Here is a 16,259-nt window from a genome sequence, read left to right as displayed (position 1 = left end):
AACCTAGGTCTTGAGAGCCTGAAAACCGAGGCCGGGGCTGGTCGGTAGCGCCATGCATCCGCTGGCGATGCGTGGCGCGCGCCCGGTATCTTCGGCCAGCCATTCGGCCGTGGCCAGACCATGCACGGCAGCGGGCGCCACAGCAGCGGCCAGATGGGCGCAGGCGAGCAGGCCGCAGCTGCTTTCCAAGCTTGAGGTGATGATCACCTCAAGGCGCGAAGCCCGCGCCCGTAGCGCCAGTTCGATACTGCTGAGAAGCCCGCCATGGCGCGCCGGCTTGATGACCATGCGGCGCACCGGCGGGTGGCGGAAGAAATCGGCGTCAAGGAGTTCGACCGATTCATCAATAGCCAGCGGAAAGGCCGCACTGGCCTGCAACTTTGCCAGCAATGGCGGGGTCGGCTCGGCGAGTGGCTCCTCCAGTGCTTCAATGGGCAGGCCGGCACAGGCCGCAATGAAGGATTGTGCATCGGCAACGCACCAGGCACGGTTGGCATCGAGGCGAAGGCCCAAGGTGGGTGGGAGATAGCAGGCCAATTGTTGCAGGGCGGCAATTTCTTCGGCCACAGGGAACTGGCCAAGTTTCAGTTTGACCACGGAAAAGCCCGCGTCTGCCGCGGCCACCAGCATAGCCCTGTCAACATTGCCGATTGGCCCGAGGTTCTTATTGACCTTGAGCCCGGTGACCGGCGGCTCGCCACTTAACCAGGCGTTGAGGGGTAATCCGGCTTGCTGGGCCTGTAGATCAAGGTGGGCGCATTCTTCCGCGAAGGCGGTGGCCAGCGGCTCGGTGATGCCGAATGTCGGCAGCGGCGCACAGTCTCCCCAGCCGGTCAGCCCTTCAGCCGATGTCAGGCGTAGCAGGCGCCCCTGCCGCTGATCGATTTTGCCGAGGCTGGTTTGCCACGGGCGGTTGAGCGGCAGGGCGTAGGGCAGCCAGTCGGCGGCAACCAGTTTCACGGACGCTTGCGATACTTGCCGAAATTCGGCGGGCGACGTTCGAGCCAGGCATTGCGGCCTTCCTGGCCTTCTTCGCTCATGTAGAAAAGGCCGGTCGCATTGCCGGCCAGTTCCTGGATGCCGGCCAGGCCATCGGTATCAGCATTGAAACCCGCCTTGATCATGCGCAGCGCCATGGGTGACAGCTTGAGCATGTCGCGGCACCATTTCACCGTTTCTTCTTCCAGCTTGTCGACCGGCACGACCGCGTTGACCAGTCCCCAGTCGAGCGCCGTGGCCGCATCGTACTGGCGACACAGCAACCAGATTTCCTTGGCGCGCTTGAGGCCGATGGTACGGGCCATGAGGCCGGCGCCGAGGCCGGCATCGAAGCTGCCGACACGCGGGCCGGTCTGGCCGAAGCGGGCGTTGTCGGCGGCAATCGACAGGTCGCAGACGAGATGCAGGACGTGGCCGCCGCCGATGGCAAAGCCGGCAACCATCGCCACCACGGGCTTGGGCAATCGGCGAATCTGCATCTGCAGATCGAGGACGTTGAGGTGCGGTGTGCCGCCTTCGTCGATATAGCCCTCCGCCCCGCGCACTGTCTGGTCGCCGCCGGAACAGAAGGCTTCGTGGCCGGCCCCGGTCAGGATGATGGCGCCGATACTGTTGTCGCGGTGGGCGCGGTGGAAGGCATCGATCAGCTCGCTAACCGTTTCCGGGCGAAAGGCGTTGCGACGTTCTGGCCGGTTGATAGTGATGCGGGCGATGCCTTCGGCGGTATCGTAAAGGATATCGGTGTACGGGTGAGCGCTGTTCCAGCAGATGCTGTCGGTCATATTGGCAGTGGTCGATGGCGAAGTGCGAAGTATAGCGGGGAGCGCATGCCGATCAGTTCTCGATGGCCTTGCCTGATACGGCCAGCCATTTGAACAGGGTGGCAAAGAGCGCCTCGGGTTTCACTGGCTTGCCGATATGCTCATCGATACCGGCGGCCGTGCACAGCGCCTTGTCTTCAGAGAAAGCATTGGCGGTGAGTGCCAGAAGCGGAGTTTTTTCCCGGCCGGGGAGTGCCCGGATGGCCCTCGCCGCTTCGAAGCCATTCATGTTGGGCATGCGCAGGTCGAGCAGGACCAGCCGGTAGTCGGCCTGTTTGACCATGGCAACGGCTTCGACGCCATCATTGGCAATGTCTACGATGAGGCCGACCGACTCCAGTAACTCGCGGGCCACCTCCTGGTTGACGGGTTCATCTTCGGCGAGCAGGACGCGTACGCCGGCGTGGCTGGCGCGAAATTGTTCTTCGATGGGCGTTGCCTGCTGACTGAGGTCTGCCGCCGTAGGGGCAGCTGCCTTGGCGAGCCGCACCGCGAACCAGAAGGTGCTGCCTTCTCCGGGTTGGCTGTCGACGCCGATATTGCCACCCATCAACTGGACGAGGCGCTTGCAGATTGCCAGGCCAAGTCCGGTACCGCCGTATTTTCGGGTGGTCGAACTATCGGCCTGCTCGAAAGCATTGAACAGCCGCGGTTGATCCTCAGCCGAAATGCCAATGCCGGTATCCTGTACCTCGAAGCGAATCAACGCGGATTGCCGATTTTCTTCGACCACGCTGGACGATACGGTGACGGTCCCATGGTTGGTAAATTTGATGGCATTGCTGGTCAGGTTGAGCAGAATCTGTCTGAGGCGGGTGGCATCACCGGTGAACCTGCAAGGTTGGTTGCCTGGACCATTGATTTCCAGACGGAGATCTTTTTGGTGGGCGAGGGGACTGGCTTGCGCGTCGAGCGACTCGAGCAGTGTAGACAACTCGAAGTCGACAAGGTCGAGTTCCATGCGCTCGGCTTCGATCTTGGAGATGTCGAGAACGTCCTTGATGATGCTGAGCAGGTGCTCTGATGCCCCCTTGACCTTGTGCAGATGTTCGATCTGCACGGGATCGGTGGCTCGGCGCAGGGCCAGGGCGTTCATGCCCATGATGCCATTCATCGGGGTGCGCAGTTCATGACTCATATTGGCCAGGAAGGTGGTTTTTGCCCGGTTGGCTGCTTCCGCTGCTTCCTTGGCAATCGACAGGGCAGCGGTTCGCTCGGCCACCAGGTTTTCAAGGTGGTCGCGGTGTCGGGCCAACTCGGTTTCGATCTGCTTTCGTTCGGTGATATCGCGACCTGAGCCGACGGTCCCGATGAGCTTGCCGTTTTCATCGAAGAACGGGGCTTTGCGGACCTCCAGGAAAAGATGGCTGCCCTTGACGTTGCCAAACTCTTCGAACGACGACGGCTGGCCTCGCTCCAGAGTGATGCTGTCACTGTCCTGGCAAAGCTCGCCGAAGGTGTGCCACGTCGGATTGTCGGGATGGCTGGCCCGTTGCCTCAGGGCAAAAAACAGGTCGTTCTTGCCAACAGGTTCGTTGGTGTCACTGGCAATCAGTAGCCCATCGCAGATCGCCTTGTTGGCGAAAAGATAGCGTTTTTCAAGATCTTTTGCCCAGATCATGTCGGGGACGTTGTCGCACATCAGGCGCAGCAAGGCTGCCAGCTGGCGCGATTGCTCGGTCGTTTCAGCCAGTTCTGCGGTGCGTTCGGCAATTTTCGCCTCAAGCTCCTTCTCGGAGTGCTGTAATGCCTCCTTGGCCAGACGTTCGGCGCGTAGGGCTTCTCCCTGCGCCAGTTCCTTTTCATGACGCAAGATATGAATCCGGTTGGCCAGGGCAAAGGAAAAAAGGAGCATTTCGAGAGCGGAACCGATCTGCATGCCGTAGGTGGTCAATGGTGTAGTCGGTACCCAGTTGAGGGTTCGCATCGACAACATGGCAACCCCCATCAGGAGTAGGGTCCACGCCGTCAAGAAGATACCTGCCCCAGGCTGACGTCGCTTCAGGGCAACCAGCCCACAGGCTGCGGCAACCAGCGAGTAGGTTGTGCCGACGATGGCGGTCGCGATAGCGCCGGGCCGATAGCCATAAAAGGTCGTGATCAGGGCCGTGGCGACGCAAAAGAACTGTAGGAGGCGTAGTAGTTTGTCGGAGGTTGGCGAGTTGCTGCCGGTGTTCAGGAACAGTCGGGTAAACAGGGCACCAAAGTAGCCGGTCAGGCAGAAACCGACGGGCAGGGCGACATCGCCCCAGACCGGGAGCGTGGGCCAGGCAAACTGATTGCCGAGTCCGAGCACCGACAACTGGGCAATGACCATCCCGGTCAGGCATAGCACATAGGCGAGATAGATTTTTTCCCGCAGGGAAAAATAGAGCAGCAGGTTGTACAGCCCCAGCGCCAGCAACATGCCGAAGTAGATCGACAGGATGGTGTATTCATTCTGGTCATGGGTGTGCAGCGCTGCGGGCGACCATAAGGTCAGGGGAAGCGTGAGGCTGCCTTCGGAGCGGACCCGGAGGTACACGGTCTGCTCGCGGCCCGGGGTCAGCTCAACCGGAAAGATCAGGTTGTGGTGGATGAAAGGTCTGGCCGAGAATGCTTGGTGGTCGCCGCTGGTTACCTCGATCAGGTCATTGCCGTGGCGGGTATAGAGCTTGACTTCGTCCAGCGAGGGATAGGCAATTTCGATCAGCCAGCGGGAGGCCGCATGGGCGTCCGGCATCAGTTTCAGGCGCAGCCAGTAGGTCGACTGGGTATAGCCAAAATTGAGGTCGTTGCTGCCGGGTATGGTCGCGAACTGGCCTGCGACATCGGGTCGTTCGATATCGGCAAGTTCGAGTTGCCCGCTTTTGTCTTCCAGAATCTCGACATGAGGTCTGAGAGGGACCTCGGACGTCTCGACTGTTAGCCGGACTTCGGCGTGGGCCGGCAGCACGGTGAGCAGGAGGACAAGAAATAGCGTGCGTATAAGTGGCATGGTCTGGTGGAAACTCGTTTTCAAAGATTCTACGCGAAATGCCATCGACAAATGCCGGTTCGGCACAGCATGGCCGACCTGACTTTGCCGTCTGCATTTGTCCCATCGACCTGTTGTTTTCTCCGTGCGTTTGAACTCGGCGCATGTGAGAATGTCTACCTGACTCTTTGCCGGAACCCAATCGTGAAAGAACGTCGCCGCTCCCCTCGCGTGTATCTCAAGGGCCATGTCTACCTGAGCCTGGGTGGGCATCATCTTGATTTGCCGGCGGCCGACATTTCTGTTTCGGGGATTGGCGTACTGATCGATGCCGCCATTCTCGGTGCCAAACCGAGTGGCGAGGTGGGCGTCTGCCGTATTGATTCCCCTGATCTCTGCGGGCGCGTTGAAGCCTACGTCAGCGTGATGCGCACGCGTCGCTTCGGGGAGCGCCGACTGGTCGGCCTGCGCTTTGAGTCGATCAGCGACGACGAGCTTGAGTTGATCCGCGAATACAAGCGGAAGTGCCGGGAAGCCCCGGCAACTTCCTGAGGGTTATTGTTTAGGGCCGGAAGAAGCTCTCCAGATCCTGAAATACTGCATGGTCGGCGTTGTGCCGGCAGATGGCGGTGACATCCTCGAGCTTTTCCACCTGCTTCATCATTTGTGCCAGCCGCAGGTCTTCATTGACCAGCAGCCAGATGCGGCTGTGGCGACCATCGCCGACCGGCAGGCAGAGGATGCCTTCGACGTTGTAGGCGCGGCGCGAGAAAAGGCCGACGATATGTGACATGACACCGGCGTGGTTGTTGACGTCGATTTCCAGCACGGCGCGGGCCAGGGCATTCTGTTCGTTACGGTTGATGGCGTTCATGTCAGGCTCCAATCATGTCGCGGTTGGCGGCACCCGGCGGCACCATCGGATAGACCTTCTGCTCGGTATCGATACTGGCATGGATCAGGCAGGGGCCAGGGCGGTTGATGGCCTCCGTCAGTGTGGTGGCGGGATCTTCCGAGGCGTCGAGGTCGACGGCAGCAATGCCGAAGCCCTGGGCAATTCGGATGAAATCGGGTGATGACCGGAATTGCGACGCAAACAGTCGTTCTCCGTAGAACAGGGTCTGCTGCTGATGGACCAGGCCGAGGGCGGCATTGTCCATGAGCACGATCTTGATATTGACGTTCTCCTCGGCGGCGGTAACCAGTTCCTGAATATTCATCATGATCGAACCGTCGCCCGTAAAGCAGACCACCGTCCGCTCGCGTTCGGCCAGCGCTGCGCCAATGGCGGCGGGCAATCCGAATCCCATCGTCCCGAGCCCGCCCGAGGTCAGCCACTGGCGCGGTCGGCGCAGCGGGTAGGCCTGGGCGACCCACATCTGATGCTGGCCGACGTCGGTGGCAATGATCGCGTCGTCGTCCAGGCAGGCAGCAATGGTGCCAATCAGGCCAAAATGTGAGCGTGGATTGTCGGCCCCGGTCATGTCGAGGGGGAACTGCGTTTTCAGTGCATCGCAGCGTTCATTCCAGACATCACGCGACTGTTCATCAACGGCTGGCAGCAACTGGCTGAGTGCTTCACCGATGTCGGCCGTGATGCCAATGTGGGCGGTTTTTATCTTGTCGAGTTCGGCCGGGTCGATGTCGATGTGAATGATTTTGGCCTGCGGACAGAAGGCGGCGACCTTGCCGGTGGCCCGGTCGTCGAAGCGGGCGCCGACGGCGATCAGCAGGTCGCATTCATCGAGCGCCAGATTGGTGTAGCGCGCTGCATGCATGCCGAGCATGCCCATCGCCAGTGGATGATCGACCGGCATTCCGCCGAGCGCCATGAGGGTCATCACGGTCGGCAGACGGGATTTTTCAGCCAGTTGGATGGCGGCCGCCGACGCGCCGGAATGGATGACGCCGCCACCGAGGTAAAGAATCGGGCGGGCCGCAGCGTTGATCATCGCGGCGGCTTCGGCAATCATTTGCGGATTGGCCGGAGGAGGAAGTTCGGCGCGACCCGGTTCCGGCCATTCACTGATCTCGATGGCCTGCGTCTGGACATCTTTCGGGATGTCGACGAGGACCGGCCCCGGCCGGCCGGAGGCGGCGATCCGGAAGGCTCGGGGGATGACCTCGAGCAATTCTTCGGCCGATGAGACGAGGAAATTGTGCTTGGTGATCGGAAGGCTCAGGCCGTAGGTGTCGACCTCCTGGAATGCATCAGTACCGATCATCGCCTTGGGCACCTGGCCGGTGATGGCGACTACCGGAATCGAGTCGAGCTTGGCATCGGCAATGGCCGTCAGCAGGTTGGTTGCACCGGGGCCGGAGGAGGCCAGGCAGACCGCTGGCTGACCGCTGGCGCGGGCCATGCCCTGGGCCATGAAACCAGCCCCCTGTTCGTGACGGGCAAGGACATGATGGATGGCGGTCGACTGCCCGAGCGCATCGTAGATGGGCAGGATGGCGCCGCCGGGAATGCCGGCAACGGTGCAGATGCCCTGGCGTTCGAGCAGACGCACGGTGATCTGGGCGCCGGTAAGTGTTTCTGTCATGGAGTCTTCCTTTTGGTTGGTGGCTCAACCGGCGGGCTCCAAAAACAAAACCCCCACCGGTTTGCGCCGGCGGGGGTTGGGGTTCTGTCCTGCTCTGCTTACCCGATCCGCGACGGCGCGTACGTAACGACGCCTGCTACGACTACGCGAACGACGACCAGTTCCCCAGCACAGGCAGGGGCGGAGCAGAAGTTGCGGCGTATCGACATGGATTCTTTGGGGATCGGATAAAAAAACAGTGTGCGAACTATGAATGAGCCATCCAGAAAAATCAACATTCAGGCTGAATTTTAGAAAAATACCGGGGGAAAATATTTCTATGGCATTGTCTCTTTGCCTAAAGTAGTAGTCAGCCGCTGAAACTTCAAATAGACTGAGATAGACGCAATAAGCAATTGAAAAATTTGCGAATTTGGGAAATAAATGACAAAAAAGCGCAAGGTTCTGGTGGTTGATGCATCAAAAGTAGTACGTGCATCGCTAACCAAGCAGTTGTCAAACCGTTTTGAAGTGCGTGACGAGCCAAATGATGAATCGGCATGGCAGACCATGGTGCTCGACAGCGCCATTGTCGCGGTCATATCCGGTATCAGCCAGAGTGCCCAGGGTGAGTCGAGCCTGATCGCCCGCCTGCGCGAAAGCAAGTTGTCGCGCCTCAAGAATGTCCCTTTCTTCCTCTCTGTCTCAAATACCTATTCCGAGGCGGATCGGGAAGAAGCACGTAATAGCGGGGTGACCGGATTTGTGGTCAAAGGGGTGACCGACCCCTCGATCGAAAGCATCGTGGCTGCCGCGATGGATTGGCGAGAAGATCCTGCCGAGGTGCGTCAGCCGGCACCTGCTGACGACGAACAGGCGGGGCAGTTCCAGGTACAGTCGGATATCGGTATCAGCAACATCATGGGAGATATCACCCGGCTGTTGAACCCTCCTGCCGACGAACCCAGTGAAGATGGTAGCTATAGCGAAGATACCGTACTTGCCGAGGAAATGCTGGAGGAGTACCTGGCGACCAATGTGCCCGAGGCGCGCGATGGTCATGGCGTCGGTGTGCTCGCTTTTGGCCTTGATGGCTATGATGATCTGGTTCAAAGCTATGGACCGGAACTGGCCTTCCGCTCGGCACAGAAATTCTGTTTCCTGTTGTCGCGCAAAATTCGCCCGGAGGACTATATTGGTCAGTTGGCCAACGGCCGGGTAGTCATCGTTACGCGCTCGACCACGCCTTCTGTCTGCGCCGGATTCGCCAACCGGGTCTGCAAGGCGATGGCCAGTGCACAAATATCCGTCAGTGGTCAGCGCATTCACCTGACCATCAGTGTCGGTGTCGCCGTCGTCCCCGATGACGGCGTCGAGTTGACCGAGCGGGGCGTCCTCGAACTGGCCTATGACCGTCTTGATGCAGCAGTCAGCGCGGGTGGAAACCAGGTGGTGGTGACCTCGAAACAGGCCTTTTCCGATCCGGAAAAATGCGCTGCATTTGCGCGGCAACTCAAGGAGTTACTGGCAACAATTGAGCCTGCCGCTCTTCGGCCTTGCCTGGGTACGGTCGGCATGCAACTGATGCCGATACTGCGGGAACTCGACAAGAATTTCCGTTTTGAACTGCCGATTGAGGACATGAACAAGCGCTTGTGGGATCGGGCACGGGCTGAGCGCATGGTGACCTGAGCCCGGTCATCGTCAGACAGCAAGGCCGGCTTGATGCCGGCTTTTTTCATTGTCGGCCGTTTTGTTGGATACTTCGTGCCATTGAAGCATGTCGGGTTGATCGGCATGAGGCGTCCACACGGGGAAAAAGCGTATGACCCACCTGCAGGAAAATCCGGAGAACGGCAGCGTTCGGCTTTTTCACGCCAGTCTTGTCTGGCCGCTGCAACTTCAGCCGCTGGCGATTACCGGTAGCGAGGGTCGGCACTGGGAGATTTTCGAGTCGCGTAGTGAAACCCATCCGTGGCGACGCATCGACGATGAGTTCATGGACGACCCGGGTCAGTTCAAGGAGCGCCATTACCGGGAGTTTGTTTCGTTCCTGCCTTACGTTCAGCGGTTTCTCTACGGTGAAGGCCGCTCGCGCAATTCCTCGCCGGATGATCCGCCGGGCGGGTCGCCGATGCATGTCTTCCGGCGCAAGGATATCGCCCAGCTGCGCCTGACGCTGCGCAAGGGGCAGGTACCGGTCGAGCTGAATATCGTCCATCTTGATCTGTATTTCTTCCATGATCTGGATATCGTCCAGCTCAATCTGGAAGTTCGTGGCAACGATCTGCCGCTGGCGACCGTGCGCGATATCCTCTTCCGTTTCGGGCGTGCCTATCCGTCTGGCTGGGAGGAGGGGGGCGAGGGCCTGCACAACGTTTATCTGGCCGAGTGGATCGGCCTTGACGGTGAGGTGGTGGCCCGCTCCGACGCAGAAAAACGGGAGAAATACCTGAGCTATGTCTGCCAGCATCGCAGCCCCTGTATTTCCGAGCACTGGGCCAGCCTGTTGCGGCCGATGGTGCTGGCGCATTCGGACGAGGCGGGTGACCTGCGTTACCGGCTGATCGAGTACCAGCGCATGCCGGTCATGGCTTATCTGGCCATCGATCAGCCCCGCCGCCTGAGTCGCGAGGACTGGGTGCGGATTGGCTTGGCCACGATGTTGCATCCGAACGAGACTTTGCCGATCAACGAACCGGGCGTCATCGAGTTTGAAAAACGCTATTGCCATGATCGTTTCTGGACTGACAGCGAGGCCGGCCCGAACACCCGATTCATGTGCACCGGCAATGCCTTCACTGTCGTCGGTGATGCTGTTTTCCCCTTTTTCATCGATGGCGAGCGCGGCGTTCTGGCTCAGTTTCGCCATCAGTATTTCCTCGTTTTTCTGATTGCCCACCTGCATCGGGCTTCATTGCTGGCCTTTTCCGAGGTTCTCGTCGATGCGGTCAATGACCTCGATATCCGCGACGATAATTCGGTCCGTCGCTTCAAGCGCCGGATCCGTGCCAATTTTGAAACCTTTCTACGCTTTACCCACCGCTACTGGTTTCACGAGCTTTCCGAAAGGCCGCACGTGCAGGCCATGTACCGGCTGTGTTCCAACCATCTGCGCAACGATGCGTTGTACGACGATGTCCGCAACGAAATCCGAGAGATGAGTCATTACCTCGACAGTGATTCGCAGCGTCGCCAATCGAATACGGTTGTCCGGCTGACCGTGATCACCATCCTGGGTTTGATTGCCACCGTCACCACCGGTTATTTCGGCATGAACATCATTCCCTTTGGCGAGGGGACTATCCTCGAGCGCAGCCTGCACGGGCTGTTCGCCACCTCCACTTTTGTCGTGCTGGTGCTTTTTGCCGTGGCCAAGTCGAAACGCCTGTCTGATTTTCTTGAGGCCATGTCGGACGAACGCCTGACGCTGGGCGGAAAGTTCCGGGCGCTGTGGGGGGTGGTTGGCAAGAGCGAACGCTGACTATGGCCTGATCAGCCAATAATTTTGTCAATTTCTTTGAGTTCAGAATTAATATACCTAAGTGTGTCTGCAGTGTTGCAAACCGAAAGGATATTGATGCGTCTGAAGTCTCTCTTTGCTCTCTCATTCGCCTTGCTTTTCGGCTTGTGTAATACGCTTGGTGCAGCCGAGATTCAGTCGGCTTTCCGCATTGGCATCGCCCCGCACACCAGTGCGCGTGTCATTCTGGAAATGTATCAGCCCTTGCGCGTCTATCTCGAGAAGGCACTTGGACGGCCGGTCGAAATTGTGACGGCCGGCGACTTTACCGAATATGCCCGGCGAGGCATTCAGCAACAATATGACCTGGCGGTGACGACTGGGCATCAGGCCCGCTTGTTCGAAACCGATGCGGCTTACCTGCCCTTGCTGACCTACCGGACAGATTTCAAGGCGGTGCTCCTGGTGGCGTCGAGCAGTTCCTACCGCGAGCCCAGAGATCTTGCCAACACAACTGTGATTGGACTGTCACCAGCCTCGCTGGTGACCATTTGGGGGCAGCATTGGCTGCATCGAAATTCAGTTGCCAACGTCAATATCCGCTATGTCAGTGCTTCGGACAGCGTGGCGCAACTGGTATTGAACGGCGAGGGGAGTGCCGGGATGACGTCGCTCGCCAATTATCAGAACCTGCAGCCGGCGGTTCGCGACAGATTGCGCATTCTGAGTGAAAGCCTGCCCCTGGCTGGCCGCGTTTATCTCCTGAATAAACGCCATGCGGCCATCAAGGACAAGGTGATTTCTCTGTTGTGGGCATTTGCCGAGACGCCCGAGGCGCAACAGTATTTCCAGAAATACAAGCTCGATGGATACCGCAAGCTCGATCCTCGTGAGCTGGTTGAAATGACACCCTATGCCAACGAGGTCAGGCAGGCCTTAAAGCAGAGCAAATGATCTGTTTAGCTGAATTCTGATGAAAGTCGCTTTCTGGAGATCCCTGCGCGGCCGCTTGTTGCTTCTGGCTTTGCTGGTCGAAGCGACGATGCTTTTTTTTCTGATCAGCAACAGCCTGCGCCTGCTGCGCGACCATATGGGCGAACAGGCCAGGGTTCAGGCTGAACAGATTGCACCGATTCTCAATGCAGCCCTGGTGGCACCGCTGGCCCAGTCGGATTACGCGACGGTGCAGGCTGTTCTTGATGAAAGTCATTCGGCCAAAGGAATCAATTATCTGGCGGTCATCGATGTTCGGGGGAGCGTGGTGGCGATTGCCGGCTGGTCGCGAGATCAGCCCTTGCCAGTACCGGATGAGCGGTTTGATCTCGATATCACCGAGCATCTCCCGCGCTATGACGTCGAACGCCCGATCAGCCTGGCCGGGCAACGCCTCGGTACGCTTCACTTTGGTCTGGATCTGACCGAGATCATCGCCGCCCGGCAAAATCTGCTGACCCAGGGGCTGGTTATCGCCGCCGGCGAACTCCTCCTTTCCGCTGGTCTGTTGGCTTTTCTCGGGCTGCTGATCACGCGCCAGCTTTCCGTCTTGACGCGAGCCAGTCGCGAGGTGGCCGAAGGGAAGCTGACGCCCCCGCCGGTTCCCGAAGGTGACGATGATGTGGGTCGTCTCGGCGCAGCCTTCAACGCCATGTCGGGGGCGGTGCGGGAGCGGGTCAATCTGCTCACCGATGCGCGCAACCAGATGGCAGAACTGGCGGAGGCGAGCCGGCTGGAGCATGCGCGTCTCGACGCCTTGCTTGCGGCGATGGAGTTTGGCGTTCTCTTTTCAGATCAATGGGACAAGGTGGTCTACACCAATCAGGCTTTTGCCAGGCTGTGGCACCTGGAGGACTTTACTACCCTGTCGCGCGGACTTCCCCTGACAACACTGCTAGCCCGCATAAAATCGTTGGTCAGCAATGCCGAAGACTGGGCGGCGGATCAAGGCAACCTGCGGCGCGAACTATTCTTGTCCGACGGCAGGATACTGACCTTGCATCGCGTCGGGGTGCGTGCGTCGGGCGAGGAGATCCTTGGACAACTATGGATATTCTCCGATGTCAGCCGCGAGAAATATGCCGCCCAGCAGTTGCTTGCCGCCAAGGAAGCGGCAGAGGCAGCAACCCAGGCCAAAGCGTCGTTTCTGGCGACGATGAGCCATGAAATTCGTACTCCGATGAATGGCATCATCGGCATGATGCAGTTGGTGCTGGGCACGCAACTTGACGACGAGCAAAGGGAATACCTCCTGCTGGCACGGTCGTCGACCGACACCTTGTTGACTATCGTGAACGACATTCTGGATTTTTCAAAAATCGAGGCCGGCAAAATGGAGTTGGAGTTGATTCCATTCGAACTGGAACGACTTATCCTCGACGTGCAGGGAATCCTCAATGCGTCGGCCGCTTCGCGCAACGTCCAGCTGGTTTGCGAGATATCCCCGGGGCTTTCCGAACGTTTGCTGGGTGACCCGACGCGATTGCGTCAAATTTTGACCAACCTGATGACAAACGCCATCAAATTCACTCGCGATGGCGTGGTCAAGCTTGTTGCGCGGGCAGGGGAAGGCCGGCCCGACGGGAAGGTTGATATTGAGATTCTGGTCATCGACAGCGGTATCGGCATCCCGGCCGAAAAGCTCGGCAGCATCTTCCTGCCATTTACCCAGGCCGATCACTCGACGACCAGAAACTACGGCGGTACTGGCCTTGGACTGGCCATCGTTTCGCATCTGGTTGGCTTGATGGGTGGCCGGATCTCGGCCGAAAGCACGGTTGGTCAGGGTAGTACTTTCCGCATCAATATTCCGCTACGCAAAGCCGATGTTGTCATGCCCGCCCAGCCATCGACACCGACCCTGGCGAGCGGCATGCGTCCGTTACGCATTTTGCTGGCAGAAGACAACCTGATCAATCAGAAGGTTGCCCTCGGGTTGTTGCGCAAACACGGACATGCCGTGCATCTGGCGACCAACGGCGAGGAGGCAGTCGCGGCGTATATGGCGGATGGTCAGAATTTCGACATCATTCTGATGGATATGCAGATGCCGACGCTCGATGGGGTCGAGGCAACCCGGCAGATCAGACGTTACGAGGCTTCTGGCCGGCGCATTCCGATCGTCGCCCTGACCGCCAATGCCAGTGGCGTGGATCGTGAGACCTGTCTTGCTGCCGGTATGGATGACTATGTTTCAAAACCATTCCAGATCAGCGAAGTACTGGCGGTGCTGACCCGGCATGTCATTGACCGACAGCCGGACTGACGGGGTGCGCTGGGCAGGCCCTGCTGTTTTGGCGGCAGCCGGCAAATAAAAACCCGGCCGCAGCCGGGTTTTTCGGACAGGTTCTGCCAATCAGGCGCTGACCGGCATCTTGCCGATCTTGATCTGCCATTCCTTCGGGCCGGTGTTGTGCACGCTGACCCCCGACGAATCAACGGCGACCGTTACCGGCATGTTCTCGACGTCGAACTCGTAGATGGCTTCCATGCCGAGATCGGCGAAGCCGACGACCTTGGCCGACTTGATTGCCTTGGCAACCAGATAGGCGGCACCGCCGACGGCCATCAGGTAGGCGGACTTGTTGTCCTTGATGGCTTCGATGGCGACCGGGCCGCGTTCGGACTTGCCGATCATCGAAATAAGGCCGGTCTTTTCGAGCATCATGCGGGTGAACTTGTCCATCCGGGTGCCGGTGGTCGGGCCAGCCGGGCCAACGACTTCGTCACGCACCGGATCAACCGGGCCGACGTAGTAAATCACGCGGTTGGTGAAGTCGACCGGCAGCTTTTCGCCCTTGGCCAGCATGTCGGCAATACGCTTGTGGGCGGCATCGCGGCCGGTCAGCATCTTGCCATTGAGGAGCAGTTTCTGGCCCGGCTTCCAGGCAGCGACTTCTTCCTTGGTCAGGGTGTTGAGGTTGACCTGGGTGGCCGACTTGAGGTCCGGCGTCCACGTCACGGCTGGCCAGTCCTCGAGTTTCGGCACGTCCAGCTTGGCCGGGCCCGAGCCGTCGAGGTGGAAGTGGCAGTGACGGGTTGCCGCACAGTTGGGGACCAGTGCCACCGGCAGGTTGGCAGCGTGACAGGGGTAGTCGAGAACCTTGACGTCGAGCACGGTGGTCAGGCCGCCGAGACCCTGGGCACCGACGCCGAGAGCATTGATCTTTTCCATCAGTTCAAGGCGCAGTTCTTCCGGGCGCGTGAGCTTGGCGCCGGTAGCTGCCTTGGCCTTGAGTTCATGGATGTCGACCGGGGCCATGATCGATTCTTTGGCGAGGAGCATGGCCTTCTCCGGCGTGCCGCCGATGCCGATGCCGATGATGCCGGGCGGGCACCAGCCAGCACCCATTTCCGGGATCTTCTTGAGCACCCAATCGACCAGATCGTCAGAGGGGTTGAGCATGGCGAACTTGGATTTGGCTTCCGAACCACCACCCTTGGCGGCACAGATCACTTCAACGTGATGACCGGGGACAATTTCGAAATGGACGACGGCCGGGGTGTTGTCCTTGGTGTTCTTGCGGGCACCCGCCGGGTCGGCCAGCACCGAGGCGCGCAGCGGATTGTCCGGGTTGCCGTAGGCGCGACGGACGCCTTCGTCGATCATCTGCTGGATGCTCATGGTCGCATCCGGCCAGGTGACCTGCATGCCGACCTTGATGAAGACCATGCCGATGCCGGTATCCTGGCAGATCGGTCGGTGGCCTTCGGCGGACATCCGGGAGTTGGTCAGGATCTGGGCGATGGCGTCCTTGGCGGCGGGGCTTTCTTCGCGCTCGTAGGCTTCACCGAGGGCCTTGATGTAATCAAGCGGGTGGTAGTAGCTGATGTACTGGAAGGCATCGGCGACAGACTGGATGAGATCTTCTTGTTTGATGGCGGTCATGCGCAACTCCGGGTCAGTGGTTTTTCTGGTGTTGTTGAAGAGCGAGGGTCTGGGTCATGGTCTTGTCTACCATCGCCATGGCCAGGGCGGAGAAAAGGAATACGACGTGGATGATGACCTGCCATTGCAGCGTATGCTCGGACAGGTTGGCAGCATTGATGAAACTCTTCAGCAGGTGGATCGACGAAATGCCGATGATGGCTGTCGACAATTTGATCTTGAGGACGCCTGCATTGACGTGTGAGAGCCATTCCGGCTGGTCCGGATGGTCGTCGAGATCAAGGCGGGAAACAAAAGTTTCATAGCCGCCGACAATAACCATGACGAGGAGGTTGGCAATCATTACCACGTCGATCAGACCGAGCACGGCGAGCATGATTTCGGCTTCGCTGATGTGGGCGGCGTCGATGGCGTTATGGACGAGATGGCTCAGTTCAACCATGAACAGCCAGCAATACACCACCTGAGCAACGATCAGGCCGAGGTAGAGCGGTGCCTGAATCCAGCGGCTGGCGAAGATGAAGGACTCGAGATACTTGATGGGCGAACTCATGGGCGGGCATTGATGGGTTGGGGAGGCGAAGTTTATCACGCGACCCGGTTGCTGCTGGAG

General features: G+C 59.2%; 12 protein-coding genes. 5 read left to right on the top strand and 7 right to left on the bottom strand.

Features of this window, described 5'->3' with window-relative positions; all coding sequences use genetic code 11:
* Positions 1-3 precede the first annotated feature (3 nt).
* The 3 genes from menC to HYN24_RS09325 are packed head-to-tail and all read right to left on the bottom strand — an operon-like array spanning position 4 to position 4,797.
* Positions 4-960: an o-succinylbenzoate synthase gene (gene menC, locus HYN24_RS09335; protein WP_205421365.1), complete on the bottom strand. Its 957-nt coding sequence runs from the start codon at positions 958-960 to the stop codon at positions 4-6.
* Positions 957-1,781, bottom strand: coding sequence for a 1,4-dihydroxy-2-naphthoyl-CoA synthase (gene menB, locus HYN24_RS09330; RefSeq protein WP_117608996.1), 825 nt, complete (start codon positions 1,779-1,781; stop codon positions 957-959). The genes menC and menB overlap by 4 nt, the downstream gene beginning before the upstream one ends.
* Before the next feature lie 52 nt (positions 1,782-1,833).
* A complete protein-coding gene (locus HYN24_RS09325) occupies positions 1,834-4,797 on the bottom strand; it encodes a 7TM diverse intracellular signaling domain-containing protein (RefSeq protein WP_162888686.1) in 2,964 nt (987 codons plus the stop codon).
* Between the two features lie 183 nt (positions 4,798-4,980).
* Here HYN24_RS09325 and HYN24_RS09320 point away from each other — a divergent pair, with 183 nt between their 5' ends.
* The gene (locus tag HYN24_RS09320; protein ID WP_162888685.1) at positions 4,981-5,328 is read left to right on the top strand and encodes a PilZ domain-containing protein; all 348 of its coding nucleotides are present in this window, start codon (positions 4,981-4,983) and stop codon (positions 5,326-5,328) included.
* Positions 5,329-5,338: 10 nt separating this feature from the next.
* Here the strand turns inward: HYN24_RS09320 and ilvN are convergent, their stop codons facing one another.
* Positions 5,339-5,650, bottom strand: coding sequence for an acetolactate synthase small subunit (gene ilvN / locus HYN24_RS09315; RefSeq protein WP_117608994.1), 312 nt, complete (start codon positions 5,648-5,650; stop codon positions 5,339-5,341).
* Between the two features lies 1 nt (position 5,651).
* The gene (gene ilvB, locus HYN24_RS09310) at positions 5,652-7,322 is read right to left on the bottom strand and encodes an acetolactate synthase large subunit (protein WP_117608993.1); all 1,671 of its coding nucleotides are present in this window, start codon (positions 7,320-7,322) and stop codon (positions 5,652-5,654) included.
* A gap of 423 nt (positions 7,323-7,745) precedes the next feature.
* On the opposite strand from ilvB, the gene HYN24_RS09300 reads away from it, so the two are divergent.
* From HYN24_RS09300 to HYN24_RS09285, 4 genes are all read left to right on the top strand, one after another.
* Positions 7,746-8,993, top strand: a complete 1,248-nt coding sequence (locus HYN24_RS09300; RefSeq protein ID WP_117608991.1) for a diguanylate cyclase domain-containing protein — start codon at positions 7,746-7,748, stop codon at positions 8,991-8,993.
* 133 nt (positions 8,994-9,126) lie between these two features.
* Positions 9,127-10,785, top strand: coding sequence for a CorA family divalent cation transporter (locus HYN24_RS09295; protein WP_117608990.1), 1,659 nt, complete (start codon positions 9,127-9,129; stop codon positions 10,783-10,785).
* 96 nt (positions 10,786-10,881) lie between these two features.
* On the top strand, positions 10,882-11,718 hold the full coding sequence (locus HYN24_RS09290; RefSeq protein WP_117608989.1) for a phosphate/phosphite/phosphonate ABC transporter substrate-binding protein: 837 nt from the start codon (positions 10,882-10,884) through the stop codon (positions 11,716-11,718).
* A gap of 19 nt (positions 11,719-11,737) precedes the next feature.
* A complete protein-coding gene (locus HYN24_RS09285; protein WP_117608988.1) occupies positions 11,738-14,023 on the top strand; it encodes an ATP-binding protein in 2,286 nt (761 codons plus the stop codon).
* Between the two features lie 90 nt (positions 14,024-14,113).
* Here the strand turns inward: HYN24_RS09285 and HYN24_RS09280 are convergent, their stop codons facing one another.
* Both HYN24_RS09280 and HYN24_RS09275 read right to left on the bottom strand, forming a co-directional pair.
* Positions 14,114-15,646, bottom strand: a complete 1,533-nt coding sequence (locus tag HYN24_RS09280) for a fumarate hydratase (RefSeq protein ID WP_117608987.1) — start codon at positions 15,644-15,646, stop codon at positions 14,114-14,116.
* Positions 15,647-15,659: 13 nt separating this feature from the next.
* A complete protein-coding gene (locus HYN24_RS09275; protein ID WP_117608986.1) occupies positions 15,660-16,199 on the bottom strand; it encodes a TIGR00645 family protein in 540 nt (179 codons plus the stop codon).
* Positions 16,200-16,259 lie beyond the last annotated feature (60 nt).

This window comes from Dechloromonas sp. HYN0024 (genome assembly GCF_003441615.1).
Classification (GTDB): Bacteria; Pseudomonadota; Gammaproteobacteria; order Burkholderiales; family Rhodocyclaceae; genus Azonexus.
The sequence above is the reverse complement of the archived record's forward strand: the minus strand, read 5'-3'. Positions and strand labels throughout refer to the sequence as shown.

Excerpts from the sequence above, each read along its gene's own strand:
- menB (WP_117608996.1), bottom strand. The coding sequence starts at position 1,781 with ATGACCGACAGCATCTGCTGGAACAGCGCTCACCCGTACACCGATATC.
- HYN24_RS09325 (WP_162888686.1), bottom strand. The coding sequence starts at position 4,797 with ATGCCACTTATACGCACGCTATTTCTTGTCCTCCTGCTCACCGTGCTG.
- ilvN (WP_117608994.1), bottom strand. The coding sequence starts at position 5,650 with ATGAACGCCATCAACCGTAACGAACAGAATGCCCTGGCCCGCGCCGTG.
- ilvB (WP_117608993.1), bottom strand. The coding sequence starts at position 7,322 with ATGACAGAAACACTTACCGGCGCCCAGATCACCGTGCGTCTGCTCGAA.
- HYN24_RS09300 (WP_117608991.1), top strand. The coding sequence starts at position 7,746 with ATGACAAAAAAGCGCAAGGTTCTGGTGGTTGATGCATCAAAAGTAGTA.
- HYN24_RS09295 (WP_117608990.1), top strand. The coding sequence starts at position 9,127 with ATGACCCACCTGCAGGAAAATCCGGAGAACGGCAGCGTTCGGCTTTTT.
- HYN24_RS09290 (WP_117608989.1), top strand. The coding sequence starts at position 10,882 with ATGCGTCTGAAGTCTCTCTTTGCTCTCTCATTCGCCTTGCTTTTCGGC.
- HYN24_RS09285 (WP_117608988.1), top strand. The coding sequence starts at position 11,738 with ATGAAAGTCGCTTTCTGGAGATCCCTGCGCGGCCGCTTGTTGCTTCTG.
- HYN24_RS09280 (WP_117608987.1), bottom strand. The coding sequence starts at position 15,646 with ATGACCGCCATCAAACAAGAAGATCTCATCCAGTCTGTCGCCGATGCC.
- HYN24_RS09275 (WP_117608986.1), bottom strand. The coding sequence starts at position 16,199 with ATGAGTTCGCCCATCAAGTATCTCGAGTCCTTCATCTTCGCCAGCCGC.